18 protein-coding genes are annotated in these 23,718 nt (G+C 64.7%); 4 read left to right on the top strand and 14 right to left on the bottom strand.

The features are described 5' to 3' along the window. Positions 1-44 precede the first annotated feature (44 nt). The 8 genes from TSA66_RS02375 to TSA66_RS02340 form a co-directional block, all read right to left on the bottom strand. The gene (locus tag TSA66_RS02375) at positions 45-689 is read right to left on the bottom strand and encodes a c-type cytochrome (RefSeq protein WP_052452035.1); all 645 of its coding nucleotides are present in this window, start codon (positions 687-689) and stop codon (positions 45-47) included. Next, positions 686-1,210, bottom strand: coding sequence for a DUF3341 domain-containing protein (locus tag TSA66_RS02370; protein WP_198358686.1), 525 nt, complete (start codon positions 1,208-1,210; stop codon positions 686-688). Before TSA66_RS02370 ends, TSA66_RS02375 begins: the two co-directional genes overlap by 4 nt. Continuing rightward, positions 1,207-2,592, bottom strand: a complete 1,386-nt coding sequence (gene nrfD / locus TSA66_RS02365) for an NrfD/PsrC family molybdoenzyme membrane anchor subunit (protein ID WP_040038844.1) — start codon at positions 2,590-2,592, stop codon at positions 1,207-1,209. The genes TSA66_RS02370 and nrfD overlap by 4 nt, the downstream gene beginning before the upstream one ends. Before the next feature lie 43 nt (positions 2,593-2,635). Further along, on the bottom strand, positions 2,636-5,485 hold the full coding sequence (locus TSA66_RS02360) for a 4Fe-4S dicluster domain-containing protein (protein ID WP_052452034.1): 2,850 nt from the start codon (positions 5,483-5,485) through the stop codon (positions 2,636-2,638). 22 nt (positions 5,486-5,507) lie between these two features. Then, on the bottom strand, positions 5,508-6,158 hold the full coding sequence (locus TSA66_RS02355; RefSeq protein WP_040038843.1) for a cytochrome c3 family protein: 651 nt from the start codon (positions 6,156-6,158) through the stop codon (positions 5,508-5,510). Between the two features lie 124 nt (positions 6,159-6,282). After that, positions 6,283-7,065: a PRC-barrel domain-containing protein gene (locus tag TSA66_RS02350; protein ID WP_052452033.1), complete on the bottom strand. Its 783-nt coding sequence runs from the start codon at positions 7,063-7,065 to the stop codon at positions 6,283-6,285. Between the two features lie 424 nt (positions 7,066-7,489). After that, positions 7,490-8,026: a Spy/CpxP family protein refolding chaperone gene (locus tag TSA66_RS02345; RefSeq protein WP_157691569.1), complete on the bottom strand. Its 537-nt coding sequence runs from the start codon at positions 8,024-8,026 to the stop codon at positions 7,490-7,492. A 213-nt stretch (positions 8,027-8,239) separates the two neighbouring features. Further along, positions 8,240-8,782: a c-type cytochrome gene (locus TSA66_RS02340; RefSeq protein ID WP_040038842.1), complete on the bottom strand. Its 543-nt coding sequence runs from the start codon at positions 8,780-8,782 to the stop codon at positions 8,240-8,242. Between the two features lie 145 nt (positions 8,783-8,927). On the opposite strand from TSA66_RS02340, the gene petA reads away from it, so the two are divergent. The 3 genes from petA to TSA66_RS02325 all read left to right on the top strand — a co-directional run bounded on the left by petA (position 8,928) and on the right by TSA66_RS02325 (position 15,434). After that, positions 8,928-9,548: a ubiquinol-cytochrome c reductase iron-sulfur subunit gene (petA, locus tag TSA66_RS02335; RefSeq protein WP_232429381.1), complete on the top strand. Its 621-nt coding sequence runs from the start codon at positions 8,928-8,930 to the stop codon at positions 9,546-9,548. A 172-nt stretch (positions 9,549-9,720) separates the two neighbouring features. After that, a complete protein-coding gene (locus TSA66_RS02330; RefSeq protein WP_040042084.1) occupies positions 9,721-11,472 on the top strand; it encodes an autotransporter assembly complex protein TamA in 1,752 nt (583 codons plus the stop codon). After that, the gene (locus TSA66_RS02325) at positions 11,472-15,434 is read left to right on the top strand and encodes a translocation/assembly module TamB domain-containing protein (RefSeq protein ID WP_052452031.1); all 3,963 of its coding nucleotides are present in this window, start codon (positions 11,472-11,474) and stop codon (positions 15,432-15,434) included. Before TSA66_RS02330 ends, TSA66_RS02325 begins: the two co-directional genes overlap by 1 nt. Before the next feature lies 1 nt (position 15,435). On the opposite strand, the gene TSA66_RS02320 is transcribed toward TSA66_RS02325, so the two are convergent. The 6 genes from TSA66_RS02320 to TSA66_RS02295 all read right to left on the bottom strand — a co-directional run bounded on the left by TSA66_RS02320 (position 15,436) and on the right by TSA66_RS02295 (position 21,893). Beyond that, on the bottom strand, positions 15,436-16,554 hold the full coding sequence (locus TSA66_RS02320; protein WP_040038840.1) for a YbdK family carboxylate-amine ligase: 1,119 nt from the start codon (positions 16,552-16,554) through the stop codon (positions 15,436-15,438). 1 nt (position 16,555) lies between these two features. Beyond that, positions 16,556-17,734 (bottom strand): cation:proton antiporter, encoded by a 1,179-nt coding sequence (locus TSA66_RS02315; RefSeq protein WP_040042083.1) that lies wholly within the window; start codon positions 17,732-17,734, stop codon positions 16,556-16,558. A gap of 23 nt (positions 17,735-17,757) precedes the next feature. Further along, positions 17,758-18,951 (bottom strand): cation:proton antiporter, encoded by a 1,194-nt coding sequence (locus TSA66_RS02310; RefSeq protein ID WP_040038839.1) that lies wholly within the window; start codon positions 18,949-18,951, stop codon positions 17,758-17,760. A 119-nt stretch (positions 18,952-19,070) separates the two neighbouring features. Then, complete coding sequence (locus tag TSA66_RS02305; protein WP_052452030.1) at positions 19,071-19,427, bottom strand: hypothetical protein; 357 nt, start codon at positions 19,425-19,427, stop codon at positions 19,071-19,073. 460 nt (positions 19,428-19,887) lie between these two features. Then, positions 19,888-21,234 carry an ATP-binding protein gene (locus TSA66_RS02300; protein WP_052452029.1) on the bottom strand — a complete coding sequence of 449 codons (1,347 nt, stop codon included), beginning with the start codon at positions 21,232-21,234 and terminating at the stop codon, positions 19,888-19,890. Further along, on the bottom strand, positions 21,234-21,893 hold the full coding sequence (locus tag TSA66_RS02295; RefSeq protein WP_040038838.1) for a response regulator transcription factor: 660 nt from the start codon (positions 21,891-21,893) through the stop codon (positions 21,234-21,236). Before TSA66_RS02295 ends, TSA66_RS02300 begins: the two co-directional genes overlap by 1 nt. A gap of 845 nt (positions 21,894-22,738) precedes the next feature. Between TSA66_RS02295 and TSA66_RS02290 the strand changes: the two genes are divergently transcribed. Further along, positions 22,739-23,539 carry a M48 family metallopeptidase gene (locus tag TSA66_RS02290; protein WP_198358684.1) on the top strand — a complete coding sequence of 267 codons (801 nt, stop codon included), beginning with the start codon at positions 22,739-22,741 and terminating at the stop codon, positions 23,537-23,539. Positions 23,540-23,718: the final 179 nt, after the last annotated feature.

The raw sequence follows: 23,718 nt of genomic DNA, 5'->3' as shown, positions 1-23,718 counted from the left end.
CAGCGCCAGCAGCGCGAGCAGGCCCAGCCTGACGGCGCGCCGGTTCATTGCGCTCCTCCCGAAGTGCTGCCGGCGTGTTCCGCCAGCCGCTTCCGCAGCTCCGGCGGGAGGCTTTTGGCGTTGGCATTCTGGCTCAGCTGCAGCGCGCGGATATAGGCGACGATCGCCCATCGGTCGGGCGGCGCAACGCGGTCCGCATACGAATACATGATGCCGTAGCCATTGCTGATCACGTCGAAGATATGCCGGTCCGGCACCTGCCGCAGGCGCTCGGTGTGGTAGGACGGCGGATGCGGGAAGCCGCGCCGCGCCACCAGCCCGTCACCGTCGCCGGCGGGACTGTGGCATGGCATGCAATAGATTTCGTAACGCTCCTGGCCGCGCCGCAGCAGCTGCATGGTGACCGGATACGGATTGGTCGTGGCGCTCGCTGCGGCCGCGTTGTCTGCGACGTCGCCAGTGCCGATGCGCCCGCTCGACGTGCCGGCAAACGGCCCGTTCGAATAGGGTGCGCTGCCCTGGGGCAGCGGGCGCGACGAACTGCCGTCGGCGAACAACTCGCTGCGCGCGAACGGCTTGTAGCGCGGCTGGTCGTACATATCCTGCTTGCCCTTCTCGCATCCGCCCAGGCAAGCGCCGAGGCCGGCCGCCAGCCAGCAGGCGCGCGCCAGGACCAGGCCGTATCTCATAGCGGCACCTCCGACACCGACAGCGGCTCGAGCCCCTGCAGGAATGCCTTGCTGCGCCCGGCGTCAAAGTGCGGGTCGTGCGCCGGCAGGCACAGGAAGAAGCGGTTGCGCGTGGCCTGTCCGAAATCAGGTGCATTGAACACCGGATGGCGCAGTCGCGGCAGGCCGTTTGCCGCCAGCATGCCGAACACCGCCGCCAGCGCCGCGCCCAGGATGGTCAGTTCGAAGGTCGGCACGATGAACGACGGCCAGCTGTGCAGCGGGCGGCCGCCGACATTGATCGGAAAGTCGATCACGGCCGAATACCATTGCAGGAAATAGCCGCCCGCGCCGCCGGCGACGCCGCCGAGCAGCGTCATCAAGGGCACCCGATTGCGCCTGAAGCCGACCGCCTCGGCGATTCCTTCGACCGCATACGGCGCATACGCCTCCAGCTCGCGGTAGCCTTCCGCGCGTGCGCGCCGCGCCGCCTCCAGCAAGGCGTCGCCGGTGGAGAATTCGGCGATCAGTCCGTAGCTCATGAGGGCTTCTCCGCGCTTTCATGCACCAGTTCGCGCATCTCGGCAATCGAGATCGCGGGCAGGAAACGGATGAACAGCAGGAACAGGAATACGAAGAAAGCGATCGATCCCAGCAGATGGGTCCAGTCCCATACGGTCGGATAGAACATGCCCCACGCCGACGGCATGAAGTCGCGGTGCAGGCTGGACACGACGATCAGGAAGCGCTCCATCCACATGCCGGCATTGACCACGATGCTGATGGCGAACAGCACGAGCACGCTGTGCCGCACACGCCTCAGCCATAGCAGCTGGGGCACGGCCACGTTACAGAACATCATGGCCCAGTACACCGGCGCATAGGGGCCGACCCAGCGGTTGACCGTCATGTATTGCTCGAACTCGTCGGCGCTGTAGAAGGATGTGAAGATTTCGGCGGTGTAGCCGTAGGCGACGATCAGGCTGGTCACCAGCATGATCTTGGCTGCGTTCGCCAGGTGCCGCTGCGTGATGAAATCCTGAAGCCCGAAGAAATGGCGCAGCGGGATCGCCAGCGTCAGCACCATCGCGAAGCCCGAGAACAGCGCGCCGGCCACGAAGTAAGGCGGAAAGATCGTCGAATGGTAGCCGGGCGTGTTGCCGATGGCGAAATCGAGCGACACCACCGAGTGCACCGAGATTACCAGCGGCGTGGCCAGCCCCGCCAGCAGCAGGTAGGCACTCTCATACCGTGCCCAGTGCCGCGCCTCGCCGCGCCAGCCGAGCGCCAGCAAGCCGTAGGCGATTGTCGCGAAGCGCCGGTCCCGGGCGCATGCGCGGTCGCGCAACGTGCCGAGATCCGGAATCAGGCCGACGTACCAGAACAGCAGCGACACGATCAGGTAGGTGCTGATCGCAAAGATGTCCCACACCAGCGGGCTGCGCCATTGCGGCCACACGTTCATCACGTCCGGGTACGGAATCAGCCAGTAGAAGAACCACGGGCGCCCCAGGTGCAGGATCGGGAAAATGCCCGCGATGCCGGCCGCAAACAGCGTCATCGCCTCGGCGAAGCGGTTGATCGAGGTGCGCCATTTCTGCCGCAACAGCAGCAGGAACGCCGAAATGAAGGTGCCGGCATGGCCGATGCCGATCCACCAGACGAAATTGCCAATGGCAAAACCCCACGCCACCGGGATATCGACGCCCCAGATGCCGACGCCTTTCGAGAACAGGTAGGCGGTGGCGCCGAAAAACACCAGCGTGCCGGCGAACGTGAACAGGAATGCGGCAAGCCACGGCCAGCGCACCGGGCGCTGCAGCACCAGATTCGCGATCTTGTCGGACACGCTCGCATATCTCCATCCGGCACGCAGTACGCCGATGTCCTTGGAGACGGGAGGCTGTTCGGTTGCTTCGTTCATGTCCGTGGCCGGTGTTCTCTTCGTCTGCGTGAGAAAGGAAACGTCATGTCAGCTCATCGTCCGGATTCAGCACCAGCGCCGCATACGTGGTGCGCGGGCGTGTGTTCAATTCCGCCAGCAGGCTGTAATCCAGCGCCGATGCCTTGGCCCGGTTGACCTTGCTACCGGGATCGTTCAGGTCGCCAAACACGATCGCCTCGGTCGGGCATGCCGCCTGGCAGGCCGTGACGACTTCCCCGTCCTGCAGCCGGCGACCGAGCTTTTCTGCTTCGATGCGCGCGCGCGTGATGCGTTGCACGCAGTAGGTGCATTTCTCCATCACGCCGCTGCGCCGCACAGTCACTTCCGGGTTGTAGGCCGGCGGCGCGCGGTCGAGCGCGGTGCCGGTGTACTGTAGAAAGTTGAAGCGGCGCACCTTGTACGGGCAGTTGTTGGAGCAAAAGCGCGTTCCGACGCAGCGGTTGTACACCTGCACGTTGAGCCCTTCGCTGTCATGCACCGCAGCTTCCACCGGGCACACCAGCTCGCACGGCGCCGTCTCGCAATGCATGCATGGCACCGGCTGGAAGACGCTGCGCGGGTGGGCGCTGGTGCCGGTGTCGTAGCGGTCGACCCGGATCCAGTGCATCTCTCGCCCGCGCATGACCTGCTCCCGGCCGACCACCGGGATGTTGTTCTCCGCCTGGCAGGCGATGGTGCACGCACGGCAGCCGATGCAGGCGTTCAGGTCGATCGCCATGCCCCACTTGTAATCCTTGTACTCCCATGGCGGATAGAGCGATTCCTGCGGGGTGCGTTCGCGCCTTTCGTCGGTGGCGAAATGCGGGTTGCGGCGGAATTCGTCCAGCGTCGCCATGCGCACGATATCGCGCCCTTCCATCTGCTGGTGATTCTGGGTGGTGGCGAAGGCGATGCGCCGCCCGGTCCGTTCCACCTTCAGCGCATGCGGCCCGCGCAACATCCGCAGCCGATAAGCGTCGAAGCCGACGCGGTTGCCCACGTGGCCGGCGGCGCGCCGCCCATAGCCGAGGGGCAGCGTGACGACGCCGTCGGCATGCCCGCGCCACACCCAGGCGGGAGCGTCGACCGTCACCAGCGGATGATCGGCAAGCGACAATCGCAACACGTCGCCGCTTTGCACCCCCAATGCCTGCGCGGTGCGTTCACTGATCATGGCGGCGTTGTCCCAGGTAAGCGTGCTGAATGGCCTTGGCAACTCCTGCAGCCAGGCGTTGTTGGCATATTCGCCGGCACCGGTCGACGCGTCGGCTACGAACAATGCCCGCAGCGCCGGCCCGTCGAACTCCGGCGGCGGCACGGAACGCACCGGCCGCAGCGTCAAGGGGCTGCCCGCGCTGACGCCGATCACGCCCTGGCGCAGCGCATCCTGCCAGAACCGCTCGAAATCCCCTGTCCCGGACTTGGCCCGCCAGTAGTCGCGCACCAGCGCATGTCCGGAGCGCTCGGCGTCGCCGGCCAGCATGGCCAGCACTTCATGCGCCGAGCGCCCGCCGTACAGGGGTGCGATCACCGGCTGCACGATCGAGGCGCTGCCATCGAATGCGCGCCCGTCGCTCCACGCTTCGTAGCCGTGCGCGGCGGGCAGGTGCCAGGACGATGCATGCGCGGTTTCGTCGCGGTACAGGCCGTGATGCACGCTGAACGGCACCTTGCGCAAGGCCTGTTCAAAACCGATGTCGGCCGGCGCGTCGTACACCGGATTGCCGCCGAGGATGACCAGCGCGCTGACGGCGCCGGCGCGCATGTCGTCGGTCAGCGCGGCTATCGACTGCGCATGGTCGAGCGGCCCCGCTTCCACCGGCGCGATCGGAATCACCGTCTTGCCGAGGTTGCCGAGATGGGCGTTCATCAGATGCACCAGCGCACGGGTGCGAGGCGACATGGCGCCGCCGGCCACGATCAGGGAGCGGCCGCGCTGCGCCGCCAGCCGGCTGGCCAGCACCGTTTCCCATTTTTCGGCGCGATCGCTCGCGGCGCGCGGCACGTCCACCGGCAGCCCCGGCAAGCCCAGGCGCGCGGCGATGCGCCACAAGCTGCGTTCGATGTCATGCGGCGGCAGGGCCAGGCGATTGTCGGCCATTGCGCCGAGCAATCCGGGGCTGGCTTCCAGCGCGTACAGGCGCTTGTCGAACTGCGGCGCGCCGGAGCGCCGTCCCTGCGTGAAATCGCGCGCATAACGCAGATGGCCGGGCCAGTCGCCAAACACGTCGGCGTCGACGCCCAGCACGACGGCGGCGCGGTCGAAGCGGTACAGCATGTCGGCGGCACGCCCGAAGGCCAGTTTCGCCGCTTCCGCGGCGGCGTCGTCATGCAGCGGATCGTAGTTGTGCCAGCGCGCATTCGGATAGCGCTGCAGCAGCGCCGCCATCTGGCCGGCGAGCGTCGGCGAAGTCACCGTCCCGGCCAGGATGCGCAGGCCGGCGCCGCCACCGGCTTCCCATGCGGCGCGCTGCTGCGACAAGGCGGCCCGGAATGCATCCCAGGTCGACAGCGCGCCAGCCCGGCGCACCGCCTGCGACCGATCCGGGTCCCACAGCTGCAGCACCGACGCCTGGGCAAACACGCCGGTGGCGCCGAGGCTGGCCGGATGGTTCGGGTTGCCCTCCACCTTGGTCGGCCGTCCCATGTTGCTTTCCACCAGCACTCCCTGCGCATAGCCGCGATGCATGAAGGCCGTGGCGTAATACAACGGCTTGCCGGGCACCAGGTTCTCCGGCATGTCGACATAGGGCAGGATCGCCTCCTGCGGCGGCCCGCTGCAGCCCGCGCCGGCCAGCGCCATGGATGCGGCCATCAGCTTCAGGAAGACGCGCCGCTCGGCACTCTGCGGCTCGTCGGCGGGAACGATGGGAATGGGCGGGCGGTGCGTCATTGTCGTGGGCGGTCGGAGCCGTCTATCGATGGCAGGTGGAACAGTCGGTCAGGCGGCGCGTGTCTTGCAGGCGGTAAAGCCTGCTGAGTTGCGCGATCTCCTGCCGCGACAGCGGCTGCCGGTCGGCCATCGAAAACACTTCCGACAGCGGCCGGATATGCTGCGGCGCGTTGCGGTGGCATTGCAGGCACCATTGCATGTCGAGCGAGGCTTCGCGCCAGGTCAGCGGCATCTGGTCGACTCGCCCATGGCATTCGATGCATGCGACGCCCTTGCTCACATGGATGCTGTGGTCGAAGTAGACGAAATCCGGCAGGTCGTGCACGCGCTTCCACCGGATCGGCGTGTTGTCGCGCGCGCTGGCATGCAGCGGCGCCAGCAGCGGCGAATCGCGATACAGCTGCGAATGGCAGGTCAGGCAGATCTGCGTCGTGGGCAGGCCGGCGAACGCCGACTTCTCGACCGAGGTGTGGCAGTAGCGGCAGTCGATGCCGTCGTCGCCGGCATGGTGCTTGTGGCTGAATGGAATCGGCTGCGTCACTGGCTGGCCCACCGTGACATCGGGCCCGCTGTACCAGCGCGCGGTGGCGATGGCCGCGACGACGAGCAGAAGCGCCCCGATAAAAAGGAGCTTGATCGCAAGAATGCTGCTTCGGCTGAAGGCTTGCGCCATGGCTTCCTTCCAAAAAACTCGTCAGCGTGCATTGGCCATGCAGGCCGGGCTGCTCCCGCCGACGGAATCCGGCTTTCTCGGGTTTCCGGCGCGGGCCTTTCCGGTGCCAAGCGCATCCGCGCGCTCACCGATGGCCGCCGCGACCGTCCGTCGTGCCGGGGCCGGCATCCGCGCCCGGGGGGCGCATCCGGTTTCCCTCCAGCCACTCCGCCTCGTCGTACTTTGGGCTGTGCGCGATTTCGTCGCGCGTGAGGTTCACCGCCACGCTCCGATCCACCCAGTCGATGTGATCGATGCGCTGCGGCGACACCAGCACGGACGGGCCTGGCCACCAGTTGCGCGGATCCACCACCACCATGCGGATCGACCAATCCTCATCGTCGAACAGCATGTCTTCGACATGGCCGAGCTTGTGATCGGTGGCCTGGATGCGATAGCCGATCACTTCGTGACTGCTGCGCAGATGCGGATCGTCCTTCTGGCGCGCCTGCTCAAGGCGTTCCTGCTGAACTTCCGGATCCGGCTGTTCGAACGGCTGCCCCTCCGCCCCCGGCATGCTGGCGTAGCCCCACAGGTAGGGGCCGGCCCAGTAATACGGAAAGCCGTAGTAGTCGTAAAACTCGATTTCGTGCTGGCGCGACACCGGCCTGGCCGTGTCGATGTCCGGACTGTCTTCCACCTGTTTGCGCGTCAGTTCGACGTCCAGCGCCCGTTCCTGCCAATACAGGTGGCGCAGCGACGCCGGCGACAGCAGCACCTTGCGCTCGCCGGCCAAGCCGCCGGCATTCACCGCGAAGTACCGGATCGCCCATCTTTCGTCATCGAAATAGACATCCTCCACGGTGCCGATGTCGCCGTCGACCGCGACCACCTTCATTCCGTGCAGGGCTTTCACGTTGTGCATCATGGTTGCTCTCCTGCTTACCCCCTCCCGGCAGCGTCAATGGCGCGGCATGGACGGCCCCGTTGCAGCACGCTACGCGGCGGCACGCCGTTGATTTTCAGGATGGTGTTGCCGGGACGGACGCCATGCCGCTTCCGCCGGAAGCGGTCCGGCAGATGCGTGCAAGAGAAATGCCCGGTGACGGGAATTGACCGCAGGGGCCGATACGACATTCATAAACGCCGTGGCCAACGCGGTTTTCAGTGTGAAGCGTGGAAGCGGGAAAGGCAGTAGTAATGTAGCCAGCGTTGCTGCTGGTTACATTGGTCCAAATTTAATTTACAAAATCTTTGTAAAGTTCTCCCGTTACCTCAAGGTAGCAAAGCTTTCCGTCCTTAGCCGTTTTCGAACAAGCTGTCGGCGTCACCACAGTGACGCCGACATACTGTCAGCGTCCGGCCCACGGCTTCTGCAATTGCTCGCGCTGCTGGGGTGTCAGGATGGAATCGATGCGTTTTCTTTCCTCCAGCGAGTTTTCGAACATTTGCTTGTGGACAGCCGCCACTGCATCGTAGTTCTTGCGCGCAGCCTGTTCGTCAAACTTGCCCTGACGGTAGATTTCGTCCAGTTGGAAATGAAGTTCCTGCATTTTTTCCATGTTCTGCCACTGCTTCTGCCGGAATTCCTTTTGGGCGGCGGCGATCTTGGCGCGCTGGTCGTTCGTCAGGTTCGGCAGCGCATATTCCATGCCGCCCATGCCATATCCGCCCATCATCCCGTGCGGCATGCCATAGCCTCCCATCATTCCCGGGCCCATGCCGTAGCCGTTCATCATGCCGGGCCCCATGCCGTACCCGCCCATCATGCCCGGACCCATGCCATAGCCGCCGCCCATCATCCCGGGGCCCATTCCGTACTGCTGAGCGGAAGCGGACGCCGCGGAAACCAGAAATGCTGCAGCAACGAGCCAGGTGCGTTTAGTCATGATCATCTCCTTAGGTTGGCTAGACGACATCCGCGAGATGCGCATGCCGTCAGGTGCAATGGATATGTTCACATCCTATAGACGGGTGGCGGATTGTTCGAATGACATGGATCAATCGATCTCAAATTCGCACTGCGGCACAATCGATAAAAAAGCGCTCAGTTGAGTATGTAAAAACGCCAAGAAAGCGCAGGCACCGTGGATCCGCGTATGTCAATGATCGTGATCATGCCGCTCGTGCTCGTCTTCATGGGCGAGGCCGAGCGCGGCCATGTCTTGGTACTCGCTCGCCGACATGCGCGGCAGCCGCACGACGAATGCGACCGTCTGCCATATTTCTTCGTCGCTATGCGATGGACTCCACGCCGGCATCCCGGTCATCTTGATGCCATTCCGGACGATCCAGAAGAGTTCGCCGGACGACCAGTCCTGCGCTTTTTTAGCCAAGTCCGGCGGCTCCGGCGTCATGCCTTGGCCGATATCGCTGCGCTTGACGCCGGGCGCGCCATGGCATTGCGCACAGTGTTCCCTGAAATGCCCGGCGCCGGCGCGGGCCATTTGCGGGGACAGCTCGGGCACCGCGATGTCCCTGGCATGGGCGCGCACAGAGTTCTTCATCACGATACCCAACAGCGTTTGCGTGGCGGCCGCATGGGGCACGTTGGCGGCCACGTTGTATCCGCCGGAATAAATGAATACCAGCGCTGCGACGACGGCCAGCAGCACCGCAATGAACAGGGTTCCGAGCGCTTTCATGGCAATCCGATCTCCCGCAAATGGAACACGATGCTGACCACGATACCGCCGCGCTCCTGCATGAAGTGCGCCTCCGGGAATGCTCATGGGCATGTCGTGCCGAGGCGTCACGCACATCACGGCTTGCAGGCATGAACTCTGCTACATGCGCATTGTCATTCTGGAGATTGCCATGGACGATGCTGCCGAAAACCTGAATCGACGAAAATTCCTGCTCACCACCACCACCGTTGTCGGCGGGGCCGGCGTGGTTGCCGCTGCAGTGCCTTTTCTATCAAGCATGGCGCCGAGCGAAGCGGCAAAGGCGGCCGGGGCGCCAGTCGAGGTCGACGTCGCCACCATCGAACCGGGCAAGATCAGCACCGTGGAATGGCGGGGCAAGCCGGTGTGGATCCTGCACCGGAGCGATGCCATGCTCGCGGGCCTGGCCAAGCACGACGCCCTGCTGGCCGATCCGGCCTCGACCGCGCCGCAGCAACCGCCATATGCCGCCAATCCGGCGCGCGCGATCCGTCCGCCCTTTTTCGTGGCCATCGGCATTTGCACCCACCTCGGCTGCGTACCGGTCTTCCGACCTGAGGCGGGGGCGGCCGACCTGGGAGCGGATTGGCCGGGCGGCTTCTACTGCCCCTGCCACGGCTCCAAGTTCGATCTTGCCGGCCGGGTTTTCAAGAACGTGCCCGCACCGCGCAACCTGGAAGTGCCGGAATACACCTACCTGAGCGATACCCGGCTGCTGATCGGTTCCGACAAGAAGCCCGGCTGAGGCGATGCGAAACGGGAACGCCGGCCAGCCCCAGCGCGATCCATCGCCTTTACAAACCGCAATAGGATATTCGTCAACACGTGAAGCGGCCCCATCGCTTGCAAGGCCGGGCGCCTGTTTCCGAGTGGGGAAGACTTCGTGGCGCCTGCCGAAGCGGCTCTTTCGCTCCACCCTGACGTGGCCGCTGTTGGCATTCCTGTTGTTGTGCGCCAGCAATGCCGCCTGTGCAGCTTATCAGGTGCAACTGGATGCGCCCTCTTCGCTGAAGGAACTTCTGGAGCGCCATCTTGACCTGGTGCGTTATCAGGACCGCGACGACCTGAACGACGACCAGCTGAACTTCATGCTGGAAACGGTCGAAGCGCAAGTCGCGAAGCTGACCTCGACCGAAGGCTATTTCCTCCCGCGCACCACGGTGAAGGTCGACCGCAGCGGCGCGCAGCCCGTGGTTCAGCTAACGGTCGAGTCCGGCGCACGCACCACGGTCGCCAACGTCGATGTGCGGGTGAGCGGCGCGGCGCCCGAACACAGCCCGTCGCAGGCGGCGCGGGTGCGACGCAACTGGCAGCTCAAGCCGGGCGAGCCCTTCCGCCAGCAAGACTGGGACGCCGCCAAGCAAGCCGGGCTGCAAATCCTGCAGCGGCGCCGCTATCCGGCCGCGCGCATCGCCGAATCCGACGCCCGCATCTATCCCGACATCGAGCAAGCCGACCTCGCCGTCAGCTACGACAGCGGCCCCTTGTTCACCCTCGGGCCATTGCAGGTTAGCGGCACGGCGCGTTATCCGGAAAGCATCATCTACAACGTCAATCCATTGCACCCGGGCGAGGAATACAGCGCCGACCGGTTGCTCGAACTGCAGCGCGAGATCCAGCGCACGCCGTACTTCAGCAATGTCGTCATCGACATCGACAAGGACCCGGCGCATGCGCAGCAAGCCCCCGTCCATGTGCAGGTGACGGAATTCCCGACGCAGCGCCTGCGCGCGGGCGTGGGCTATTCGACCGACACCGGTGCCCATGTGGAAGGCCGCTACTCCCACTTCAACCTGTTTAACCGCGCCTGGGTGCTCGATACCCAGCTCCGGCTGGAACAGCGCCGCCAGCTGGGCGCCGTCGAGCTGGCCATGCCGCCCGGTGCCGGGGGCTGGATCGACAGCGCGCACGCCTCGATCGACCGCACGACGCTGGAAGGCATCGACCTGCGCAGCCGCCGCGTCGGCCTGCGCCGCGCGCGCAATACCGAAAAGCGCGATTTCGCCTACACCCTGGAGTATTACAGCGACCAGTTGCAGCAACTGAACGGCGCCACCCTGCCGCCCGATACCGTGGTCCAACCCGGCACCCAGCGCGCGCTGGTGGCTGGCGCCGCATTGACGCGCAGGCAGGTCGACAATCCGCGCTTTCCCCGGCGCGGCTACATCGCCTCGCTGGAACTTGGCGCCGCCTTCCAGGGACTGCTGACCGACCAGACCTTTTTCCGCGCCTACAGCCAGCTGCGCCAGTACAACCCGGTCGGCCGCCGCGACATTGTGATCCTGCGCGGCGAACTGGGCGCGGTCGTCACCAAGGGCGGCACTGCCTCGATTCCTGCATCGCTGCTGTTTCGCGCCGGCGGCACGGAATCGGTGCGCGGCTACCGTTACCAGAGCATTGGCAACGAGCGCAACGGCATCGTCTATCCGACGCGCTACCTGGTCACCGGCGGCGCCGAATACCAGCGCTGGTTTTCGGAAAAATGGGGCGCGGCCGTGTTCTATGATGTCGGCGCGGCGTCCGACAGCTGGAGCGGCAAGAGCTTCTTTCATGCGGTCGGCGTCGGCGCGCGCTATCGCAGCCCGATCGGCCCGATCAACGCCGACCTGGCGTACGGTTTCCAGGGCGGCAACATACGCCCGCATCTGTCGCTCGGCATCGTGTTCTGATGAGCCAAACGCCCTCCCCCCCCGACCGCAGCGTCCCCAAGACTTCGGGCGGGGCGCGGCGCTGGTTGGTTCGCAGCGCCCTGTTCCTGCTGGCGCTGCTCGCGCTGGCCGCCATGCTGCTGCTGGCCGCCGTCAAGACCGAACCGGGCGCCCGCGCCCTGTGGAAGGCCGCGGCGCGCGCGGTTCCGGGACAGCTGTCGGGCGAAGTCGTCGGCGGCACCCTGGCCGATGGAGTGCGGCTGCGCGACGTGGTCTACCGCGACGACAAGCGGCAGCTGAAGATCGACCGGCTGGCGGCAAGCTGGCGCTGGTCGCGTTCGCCGCTGACATGGACGATCGACCGCCTGCAGATCGGCGAACTCGACGTGACGCAATATCCCGCGCCGAAGCAGCCGCCGACCGTGCCGAACCGGCTGACCTTGCCGCTGGCGATCGAGCTGCGCGACGCGACGCTGCAAAAACTGGTGATCCGGCGCGACAGCGGCGCCACCGCGCTCACCGATATCGCATTGCGCGCCCACACTGACGGGGTGCAGCACGCACTGACGCTGGAACGCGCCGCCACGCCCTACGGCACTGCCCGGGCCCGGCTGAAGCTGAATGGCATCCGGCCATTCGCGGTAGACGGCAGTGCGTCCCTGGATGGGACATGGCGCGACGAGAGTTACAGCCTTGCAGCGAAGCTCTCCGGCTCGCTGCAGGCGCTGCATGCGCAGCTGGATGCGACCGGCCAAGGCGCAGCCCGCAATGAGCCTGCCCACATCGGCGGCAAGGCGCGAATCGAAGCGGACCTTTTCTCCGACAACCCGTTGCTGCGGGCACAGGTCGCACTGCGCCATCTCGATCCGCGCATGTTCAGGGCCGGCGCGCCGCATGCCGACCTGGATATCGACGCCAACCTCGTGCCAGAGGCCGGCAGCGCCCACGCCGCCCCGAACGCGCCGCTGGTGCTTGCGGGTCCGGTATCGCTGCGCAATGCGCAATCGGGACCGCTCGACCGGGACTTGCTGCCGATCGTTTCGGCAAGCGCGCAAGTGCGCCTCGGTACCAAGTTGCAGCAATTGCGGCAATTACAGGCGGAACTGGCCGGCGGCGGCACCCTGGAAGGCGGCGGCGAACTGCGCGCTGGCACCGGTCGCTTCACGCTGCAGACAGACGCGCTCGACCTGCATGCCCTTCACGGTAAGCTGCAGCACACGCGGCTGAGCGGCCCGCTCACGGTCGATTTCGCCGGCGACACCCAGCACGTTGCGCTCGACTTGGCCGGTTCCCCGCTGGCCATTGCCGGCGCCGCGCAAATCGGGCCGCAACAGATCACGCTCAACAGTGCGGTGCTGCGGGCGGGCAAGGCGCAACTACGGCTCTCCGGCAAGCTCGAGCGCGGCGCGCAAGGCGCATTCAGCGCGCGCGGCACGCTGTCCGACTTCGACCCGAAGCGCTTTCTCGCATCGCCCAAGGTTCCGGCTGCCCGCATCAACATGCAATTCGACGCGCAGGGCATGCTCAAGCCGGAGCTGCAGGCGCGCCTTGCCTTTGCCATCCACGACAGCACCTATTCCGGCCTGCCGATGACCGGCGGCGGGCGCTTGAACGTACACGGCAAGCGAGTTGCGGCGCAGGATACTCGGCTGTCGGTGGCGGGCAACCAGTTGCGCCTGTCGGGCAGTTTCGGCACGCCCGGCGAGCGCCTAACGTTCGACCTCGATGCGCCGGCGCTGGCGCGCCTCGGCTTCGGGCTGTCCGGGCAGCTGCGCGCCGCAGGCCGGATTGGCGGCACCGTCGAACGCCCGGAAATCGATGCCGACTACCAGGCAAGCCGCTTGGCATTCCAGCAGTATCGGCTGGCCGAGGCGACTGGACAGCTGCACGCCAGCGGCATGTCGGGGCGAACGCCGGATGCGCGCGTCACGCTGGAACTCGAAGCGCGCGGTGCCCAAGCCCCGGATATCAGCCTGTCGGCACTGCAGGTATCGCTGGACGGCAGCGCCGACAGCCACGCTCTGTCCCTCAAGGGCAACGGGCACCTGCGCGGCAGGCCCCTGGCGCTGACGGTGGCGGCGCACGGCCGGCTGCAGCAGCAAAACGAGAGCTATGCCTGGCAAGGCACCCTGGATGCACTCGAAAATCGCGGTTTCCCGCGCCTGGCACTGGAACGCCCGCTGGCGTTGCGCGTGGCATCCGGCCAGCTGACGCTGGGCGCCACACGCCTGACACTGGAGCGGGCGCGCATCGACCTGCAGTCGGTGCAGGTGGATCAGCAAGCCATCCGATCTGCGGGTGCATTCAGCGCGCTCGACGTCAGCCACCTGCTGGAGCTGCGGCGCGAGCTGAGCGGCGCCGCGCCGCCGTTCAAGACCGACCTGGTACTCGACGGCAGCTGGGATTTTTCACTGGCCGACAGCGCCAGCGGCTTTGCGCAAGTCGAGCGGCGCAGCGGCGACATACGCATCCCGGGCGAGCTGCGCGACACTGCGATGGGCATGACGGCTTTGCGCCTGCGTGGCGACCTGAAAGGCAGCCTGCTGACGTTTTCCGCACAGGCTGCGGCGCGCCGCGTTGGGAGCGCCAGCGGCACGGCACAGGTGGCGCTCGTCCCGGTCGACGGGCGGCTCGCGCCCGTGCCGGACTCGGCGCTTGCCGGGCGCATCACGGCGTCGATTCCGCGCCTCCTGAGCCTGGCTGCGCTGGCCGGGCCCCGCATCGCGCTCGACGGCAGCATCGCCGCCGAAATGAAGCTGTCCGGCACGCTGGCCGCGCCGGTCGCTTCGGGCGACGCCACCGGGACCAATCTCTCGCTGTCGGTCTACGACCAGGGCATTCGTCTCGATGACGGCAGCGCGTACATCCATATCGAAGACAACATCGCCGACATCCGCCAGCTGGAATTCCACGGCGGCGAAGGCACCCTGCGCGCGACGGGGCGCATCCCGCTGGAGCACAGCCACGACCTGACGGCAACCGTCATTGCGGACAAGCTGCAGCTGCTGGCCAATCCGTCGCGCCAGATGACCGTGTCCGGCCGGGCCGAGGCTGGCCAGGCCGGCGGGCAGATGCAAATCACGGGACAATTCAAGGCCGACCAGGCGCGCTTCAGCCTGCCGGAGCAAAGCGCGCCGGCGTTGGGCGACGATGTGACAATCGTGCGCGGCTCGCGCCAGGATGCGGCGGCACGCGCGCCGCAACGGGTGGCGCTGCAGGCGGACAAGCCGGCCGGCCCGCTCACGCCACGGGTGCGCGTGCAGCTGGACCTGGGCGACGATTTCCGTTTTAAGGGATCGGGCGCCGATCTGACGCTGGCCGGCAACCTGACGGTGACAAGCGCGCCGGGAGAGCCGCCACGGGCCTATGGCACGGTCCGCATTACCGGCGGCACATACGAAGCCTTCGGAGCGGAGCTGGAAATCGAACGCGGCGTCATCAACTTCCAGGGTTCCTTCACCAATCCCAGCATCGACATCCTCGCCATGCGGCGCCAACAGGACGTGGCGGCCGGCGTGCACGCGACGGGCTCGGTGCGCCAGCCGCGCGTGCAACTCGTCTCCGAGCCGGACGTGCCGGAGCAGGAAAAGCTGAACTGGCTAGTGTTCGGGCGCGGCGGCGGCACCAGCGGAGACGCCGGCCCCGGGCAGGCGCAAGCGGCGGCCAGGTCGGCGGCGCTCGGCCTAGTCAACAAGTTCGGCGGCTCGCGTATCGCAAAGGGATTCGGGCTTGACCAGCTGGCCATCGGCAGCAGCGAATTCGGCCTCGGTGCCCAGCAGGTCGTCAGCCTCGGCAAGGAAATCTCGAACCGCCTGTACATCGGCTATGAACAAAGCCTGGCGGGCGCCGAGGGTGTGCTGAAGCTGACCTACGATTTGTCGCGCCATTGGTCGGTCGTCCTGCGCGGCGGCACCATCGGCGGGCTGGATGTGTTCTACAGCAAGCGCTTCGATACGCTGGGTGAACCCCGCGAGAGCCGTTAGCTCAGCCTTCGCGGAACTGCCGGATTGCCATGTCGACCATGCCTTCCGCGCTGCCGGTGCCGGCATATTCCTGGCGCAGGAAGAAGGCGTCGCTGCCGGTATGCGTGACTTGGTAAAGATGCTCCAGCGCCGGCAAGCCGCCGAGCGCTTCGGCGTGCGGCTCGACACGGCGCAGCGTGTTCAGGATGTCTTCGCGCAGCGAAAGGCTTTCATGGTTTTTCGGATGCACGATGACGCCGTCCAGCCCGAAGCGGCATGCCTGGAAACGATTGTAGTTGTACACGAGGTAATCGTCTTCCGCCGGCGCCTCTTCGCCCCGTTCCAGCAGGTGGCGGCACAGCGCCTGCAGGTAGGCGGCCAGCGCCGCGGCGCGGCCGACGGTCAGCGGCGTGTCGCATACCCGCAGTTCGATCGTGCCGAACTCCGGCTTGGGCCGGATGTCCCAGTAAAAGTCCTTCATGCTCTTGACGACCCCGGTATGCTCCATGCGGGAAAAATAGCTGGTGGCGAACTCCTCCCAGCTCAGCATGAATGGCGCGCGTCCGCTCAGCGGGAAGGCGAACACCGAATTGAGCCGCGCCGAGTTGAACAGCGTATCGCGGCCCTGCACGAACGGCGACGAGGACGACAGCGCGATAAAGTGCGGCACGTAGCGGTTGAGCGAATGCAGCAGGAACAACGCATCGTCGCCGGAAGCGCAGCCGACATGCACATGCTGCCCAAAGATCGTGAACTGCTTGGCGAGGTAGCCGTACAGCGCCGACACTTCCTTGAAGCGCGGCTTGGAAAAAATCTTGCGGCTCGACCATTCCTGAAAGGGATGGGTGCCGCCGCCGCACACGCCAACGTTAAGGCGATCGCCGGCGGCCACCAGTGCGTCGCGGATGTGCCGCAATTGTTCGAGCAGTTCCGGATAGCGCTTCTGCACGTCGGTCGAAATCTCGATCATGCTTTGCGTGATCTCGGGCGTCACCGTGCCCGGAAAGCGGGACCGGTTCAGCAGCTCCAGCATGTCCGGGCTAGCCTCGACCAGGTCGAAATCGGACAGGCTGACCAGTTGCAGTTCAAGCTCGACGCCCAGCGTCAGCGGTTCGGATGTCTTGAAAGGTTCCAGCGGCATGTCATTGCTCCGTGATTTCGCGCGCTTCGCCGGCGGCCTGCAGCGCACGTTGCGTCAGAATCGGCCCGGCCAGCTCCAGCAGCAGCGTGGCGGATGCCAGCGGCGCAAGGCGGTCCGGCAGCTCGATGCCGATGTAGCGCGCCTGTTCCAGCAGCAGGATCACGAACACCGACATCGGCATCAGCGCCAAGCCGGTCAGCGCTCCCTTGCGCCAGGAAATGCCGGATACACGCGCGAACATCAGTACCGCAGCCACCTTGACGAGCTGGCGCACCGCCACCAGCGCCAGGCCCAGGCTGAAGCCAGCCACTACCTGCCGCCAGTCCAGTGTGGCGGCGATGAACACGAACAGCAGCACGGTAAGCAGGTCGCCCAGTGCGCCGAAATTGCGCTGCGTCTGGCTAGGCGCCGTGCGCCGATGGCGCGCCGTGATGCCAAACGTGAGCGCGGCCAGCACTGGCGAAAGCTTGAGGGTGTGCGTCAGCGCCACCAGCAGGATGACGGCAATTGCGAATGCGACGGTGGCATCGTTGCAAGGACTGCTGACGCGGCGCAGCAGCCCCGGCAGCGCACCGCCGAACAGCGTGCCCAGCGCGACCGACGCGAGCAGCACGATGAAGCCGTTCCAGGCGGCCTGCAGCAGGCTGCCCGAGCTCTGAAAGGTCCACAGGCCGACAATGACCTTAAATGCGAAAACCGCCAGCGCGCAATTCAGCGCCGACAGGTGCAGCACGCGTTCGGTCACTTGTCCCGAGCTGCGCGATTCGTTGATGATGCGCAGGATCGCCGCGGGCGAAGTTGACATCGCCAGCGACGCCAGCAGCAGCGAAGCGACCGTCGACATGCCCGTCCAATACGCAAGCGCGAATACGGCAGCGAAGGAGCCCACGGCCTCGACCACGCCGGTTACCGCCATCCAGGGATTCACGCGCAGCCATTTCAGGTTGATGCGGTAGCCGAACTCGAACAGGATGAGGCCGAACGCGACGTTTGCCAGCAGCATTACCGCGCCATTCGTCGCCTGTCCGAACAACCCGGTCTGGCCAAGGAGAAAGCCGGTGACCCCGTAGATGCTGATGCGCGGCAGACGGCTCACGCGATGTCCGAACTCGCCCGCGATCCAGGCAATGGCGACCGCAACCGGCCACGCCATGTCCATGGCAATCGTCAGGAAATCCATCGTGCGCTCCTTTCGTTCATCCTTCACCGTCCGCCTGCGGCGGAGTCCGACGATTCGTGCGCCAGCCTCAATGCGAGCTGCGTAAGCAACGGGCCTATCACGGCCGATAGCAACGTAGCCGCCGCCAACGGCGCCAGCTGGTCAACCAAGTCGATCCCCATATACCGCGTCTGCACCAGCAGCGACACGGCAAATACCGACATCGGCGCCAGCGCCACGCCGGTCAGCAGCCCCTTGCGCCAGGATGTACCGCTGATGCGCGAAAACGCAAGCGCGCCGGCGATCTTGACGACGAGGCGAACGCCCAAGAGGGCCAGCGCGATCCGGAGACCCGACAGCACCTGCGGCCACGCCAGCGCCGCGCCGACAAACACGAACAACAGCACCATCAAGAGGTCGCCCAGCACCCCGAAGTTGCGCTGCGTCGGGCTCAACGTCACGCGCCGATGCCGCGCCATGAATCCGAAGCTCAGCGCCGCCACCACCGGCGACATCTTCAGCGATTGCGCCAGCGCCACGAGCAGGATCACCGCGACCGCGAAGGCGACGGTGGCATGCTGACTCAGTTCGCCGAGCTTGCGCAGCAAGCCAGGGACGGCAATGCCGAGCGCACATCCCAGCGCGGTTGACACCAGCAGCACCAGCGCGCTGTTCGAGATCGCTCCCCACAGGCTGCCCGAGCTCTCGAACGTCCACAGGCCGACAATGATATTGAACGCAAATACGGCTATGACGCAGTTCAGGGCAGCCAAGTGCAGCGCACGCTCGGTCACCTGCCCGGAACTGTGCTCGTCGTTCACCACGCGCATCAACTCCGCCGGCGACGTGGCGATGGCCAGCGACGCCAGCAGCATGGCGCTGATGGCGGCCATGCCGAGCATGGTGGCGACGATATAGACGGCGATGAATGTCGCGACGGACTCGACGAGGCCGGTCACGCCGATCCAGCGGTTGGCGCGCAGCCAGCGCAGGTTGATGCGGTAACCGAATTCGAACAGGATCAGGCCGAAAGCGATATTGGCCAGCAACAGCACCGTGCTTTCGCCGGGGCGCGGAAGAATTCCGGCTTGCGCCTGCGACAGGACAAACCCGGTCAGGCTGTAGGTGCAGACGCGCGGGAAGCCGGACCATTTGAACATCAGTTCGCCCAGCGACCATGCCAGAGCAAGGGCAAAGGGCCACACGAGTCCCGCGGCCTCGATCATGAAGTTCGGCATTCGTACTCCTGTTGCGGTGCGAGAATTAAAGCCAGAGCCGGCATCGGACACATTTCCGATGCAAGCGCTTCTCGAGAACATCTATCGAAAGCACTTACCGGCAAGCGGCGCGCGAATGGTCAAGAACGCGACCCGCCATTGCCGTGGATAAGGCGGCTTATTCCGACAAGATGCCGGGAATACGTGACGGCTAGCTTGTCGATCTTATGCCGAAATTCCTCCGACTGCGGCCGATAGCGGTATGTCGGCGACGTAACGGCGACACGTTCGGCAAAACCGCCGCTGTGCAGCGCATTGAGCAACGCCTCGGCCACGTCCTCGCTGACATAAATTTTCTTCGCGAGCTGTTCCCTGTTCCACTCACCCGCTTCGCTCGCGCGGAGCTGAAGCAAGGCTTCCAGAAACGAGACGGATGGAATACGTTCCATCACAAAACTCTTTACATCATCGGGGATATTTTCCCGATTGCGATTCATAACTTCCCCATCATTTTTTCGGTTCTTACGCTGGGCGCGACGCGCCGATGTTCTGGCGGCACGAAGGCCTTACATTGACATCGAGGCGTATGCCATGCGGACTCGACTGGATGGTCTACAGACCTTGCGACAACCGGAATTGGCGCACTTCCGCATGCCGGCCGGCGGCGCGTTCATTTACGAAATCGAATATTGCTCATTTACCGCCGAAAACAAGCCTGCAAGAGGGGCGGCAAATTGAGTGAAAGCGAAAAAAATTCCCCCCGGAATCCCGGGGGGAAAATAGGGCCGGTAATTCCCTTTCGATCGCACAACGCTGCTGCTGTTGCTCCTTCCCGGGAATGACAAGCGACACGAGGGCCGCCAGGGAGTGATATGCATTCACCAGGAATACGTGCCATATTGCACGACGATACTTAGGTGAATCTTAAATGGCGGGAATAAAGTGTCAGACCGGCGCTCAGGCAGCTTCGTCTGCCGCCACGACGCTGGCCATCGTTGCACCGGAAAGCGGGAAAATCACTTTCACCTTCAGGCCGCCGAGTAGCGAACTTCCGAGCTCGATGGTTGCATCGTGCCGCTCGGCGATTGCCTTCACGATCGCCAGGCCAAGGCCGCTGCCGCTTGGCTCTGTGCCAGGCACGCGGTAAAAGCGGTCGAAGATGCGGCCACGGTTTTCCTCGGGAATGCCGGGACCGGAATCCTCGATCGTCAGCGTCACGCCGGCATCCGCCGTTGCCACTTCGATCCGGATTTTTCCATGCTCCGGGGTATAGCGGACAGCGTTATCGAGCAGGTTGCGCGCCATGATGCGCAGGCTGTCGGCATCGCCGTGGACATCGACATCGGCAAAATCGCCGTATTGCAGCTGAATCTGCCGCGCCTGCGCCAGCGGGCCTACATCGCTGGCCGCCAGTTCGACGCAGGCATTCAGATTGAGCAACACCGGCCCCCCTGCATCGGCCAGCGGATCTTGCCGCGCCAGCGCCAGCAGCTGCTCGACCAGGCGCGATGCGCGGTCGACGCCGCCCAGCAGGCGCTGCACCGCCTGATCGCGCGCCGCATCGTTCTTGGCGCGCGCCAGCGTTTGCACCTGCAGCTTCAAGGCGGTGATCGGCGAGCGCAGTTCATGCGCGGCATCGGCTACGAAACGCTGCTGCGACTGCAATGCACGCGACATCCGGTCAAGCAGGGAATTGAGTTCCGCCACCAGCAGCGACACTTCCTTCGGTACGCCCTTGTCAGAAACCGGTGCCAGCGAATCGGTGTTGCGGTGCGCCAGGTCATGTCCAATCCGGTTCAGCGGCGCGAGGGCCGTTGTGACAACCCACCAAGCAGCGGCAATCAGCAGCAGCGAGACGGGAAGCACTGGCCACAGCGAATGCAGTGCCATGGAGATGGTGCGGTCTCGCCGGGCATCCATTTTTTGCGCGATCTGGATGACCCGTGTTTCCTTCTGCACGGCGTAGACGCGCCAATCGCCATTGTCCAGCGTGACGTTCGAGTAACCAAGCGCCCCCTGCTCCGGCAGCACCCGGTAGTTGCGGGACTGGTAGACGCGCACGCCGTCGTCGGTCCAGATCTGGATCACGAAGCTGAAATCGTCGACCTCGGACGGCGCCTTGTACCAGTCCGTCTGCTGGAAGCCGCTATCCTGCAGCGCCAGCGCCATCTGCTCCATGTGATAGTCGAACAGCGTGTTTGAGGCGCGCATCATGGCGCGAAACGACGTCGCGAACTGCAGTCCGGCGGCAATCACGATGGCGGCGCCCAGCAGCAGGATCAGGCGGATGCGCAGCGACTGCATCAGACTTTCTCGACCATGTAGCCGAGCCCGCGCACGGTGACGACGAACTGCGCGCCGAGCTTCTTGCGCAATCCATGCACATACACTTCGATCGCATTGCTCTCGACTTCGCCGGACCAGCCGTACAGGCGCTCTTCCAGCTGCGCGCGCGAAAGAATCGCTCCGGGTCGTGCAATCAGCGCGTCCAGGATCATCCATTCACGGGAAGAAAGCACCACCTGCCGCTCGGCGACTAGTACCTGCCTGGTGGCCGGATTGATCACGATATCGTTCTTCCGATAGACCTGTTGTACCGAACCTCTCGCACGGCGCACCAGCGCATGCATGCGCGCAATCAGCTCCTCCAGGTCGAACGGCTTGACCAGATAGTCGTCGGCACCGATGTTCAAGCCCTGCACGCGTTGCGCCACTGTATCGCGCGCGGTGATAACCAGCACAGGCGTGTTGTCGCCGCGCGCGCGCAAGCCGCGCAACACTTCGGTGCCATCCTTGCCCGGTATCCCGAGATCAAGCAGCACTGCATCATAGCTATCGGCGGCGAGCGCCGCTTCCGCAGCCACGCCATCCTTCACCCATTCAATGGTCACGCCTTCGCCATCCAGGGCAATCTGGATGTTTTCGCCGATCATGGGGTCGTCTTCTACCAGGAGTATCTTCATTGGATCATTCGACGATGCGGGAAATCGATCGCTGCGCGATCATGCCGGGGTTTCGCGATTGTAGGCGCCGGTGCGCAGGGTGGCAACGGCCAGCCCCTCGCCGCTCACCATTTAAGGCTGGCCTAAGCTGCAGGGCGCATGATGGCCGCGACATCATCGAGGCAAACGCCGCCCGCTGCCAACCGGCACATCATGCCAGCGGTCCCGAAACAAGAAAGGCCGTGCCTTTTGGGCACGGCCTTACGATTGTCTCCCACCCTCTTCTGAGATGGATTTTTTATTTGCTGCGAACGAATTCTGCACTTTTTTTCCGGTCTTGAAAATACTTTGTTTGAAGATTTCGCCATAATCGCCAGATCCAGGCGCGGAGGCGGCGGCGCATCCCGCGCGGCACGACTTGCGTGCCTTTGCGGTTCATTCATCACATTGCATACCGGTGGTTTATGCACGATCCGATGATATTGACACAAAGAAATCCTGTCCGCTCCAAATCGCGCGCCATGCGGCGTGTCCACCGTCCTGCGGTCCGATTGCTCTGTTTGGTGCCGATGCTTGCCTTGGCGTCATGCGCGCTGCCACCGCCCACTGCATCGGCTCCGCCCGCACCAGTCGTCAGCCAAGCGAAACCACCTTCCCTTCCAGTTCCGACGCCGCCGGGTCCCGCGGTGGTCGCGCCCGCCATTCCGCCGGCATCACCACCGCCGGAGGTGGTGCAGGAAACACCTCCTGTACCATCTCACGTCGACAAAGACGCGGCGCTGCGTAAATGGGTCGATCAACAGAATCGCATCTATCGCGTGGCAGCACCGTTACTCATAAACAATACCGAGTTATGCCCGCGGCATGTGAAGCCGATCCTCGGTTTCACCGCAAAAAACAAGTATTCATTTTCACGCGAATTCATCGACGCGGCCCAGTCGTCTCTCGGCCTGGGCGAAGAGTTACGCGTGATGAACGTGTTGCCTGCCAGCGGAGCCGCGCAAGCGGGATTGCGCGAGGGCGACGTGCTCGTCGCGGTGGAGATCGAACCGGCTCCGCAGGGTCCGGATGCGGAACACGTTGCCGCGGCCTTGATCGGTGAGGAAATGCAAGGCCGGGACAGCCTCCATTTGACGGTCATGCGCGATGGTGAACGCATGGCCCTCGATGTCCCTCTGACTCCGGCATGTGCCATGGCACTGGATCTCGGCAATACGGATGACGCACGCAGTTTTTCCGACGGTCGCCGTGTAATGGTCACGCGCGGCATGCTCGACTTCGCGCAGTCGGATGATGAACTCGCCTATGCGCTGGCCAGGGAAATCGCCCGCAATGAAGTCATGCCGGAAGCGCGCCCCGCCATGGCCGAGCTGATCGATCATTTGCATACGATCGATGCCCGAACGGCATCAGGCGATGCACCTGCGGCGGCCCAGGGTTCCTATTCCGTATCGGACGACAGCGCGGATAAGCTAGCGATCTATCTGCTTGCGCGCGCCGGTTACGATCTCGATGGATTCCAGTCGTTTTGGGAAAGACTGGAATCCGCAGGGCAACGTGGTATCCGCCCCGCTACGACTGTTGCAAGCGCACACATGCCAACAGTCGACCAGACCATCAGAGAGATCAAGACGAAAAAAGAAGACGGCTTGCCGCTACTCCCTTAAGCGTTACAGGAAAGGCATGGCACGGCAAGTTTTCACGGTTTAAGCGTGGCCTAAGCTTCTTGTGGGACTATTTCTGGAACTCATTTGCCGGCAGACGGCGATGAGGCAAATGTGGCGTCAACCTCATAAGGAATCAACCATGTCTGAAAAACCTGCAGCGATTGGCACGATCCGCCAGC

This window comes from Noviherbaspirillum autotrophicum (genome assembly GCF_000818395.1).
GTDB lineage: Bacteria > Pseudomonadota > Gammaproteobacteria > Burkholderiales > Burkholderiaceae_D > Noviherbaspirillum > Noviherbaspirillum autotrophicum.
Note: the sequence above shows the minus strand (reverse complement) of the source record. Positions and strands in the feature narration are given on the sequence as shown.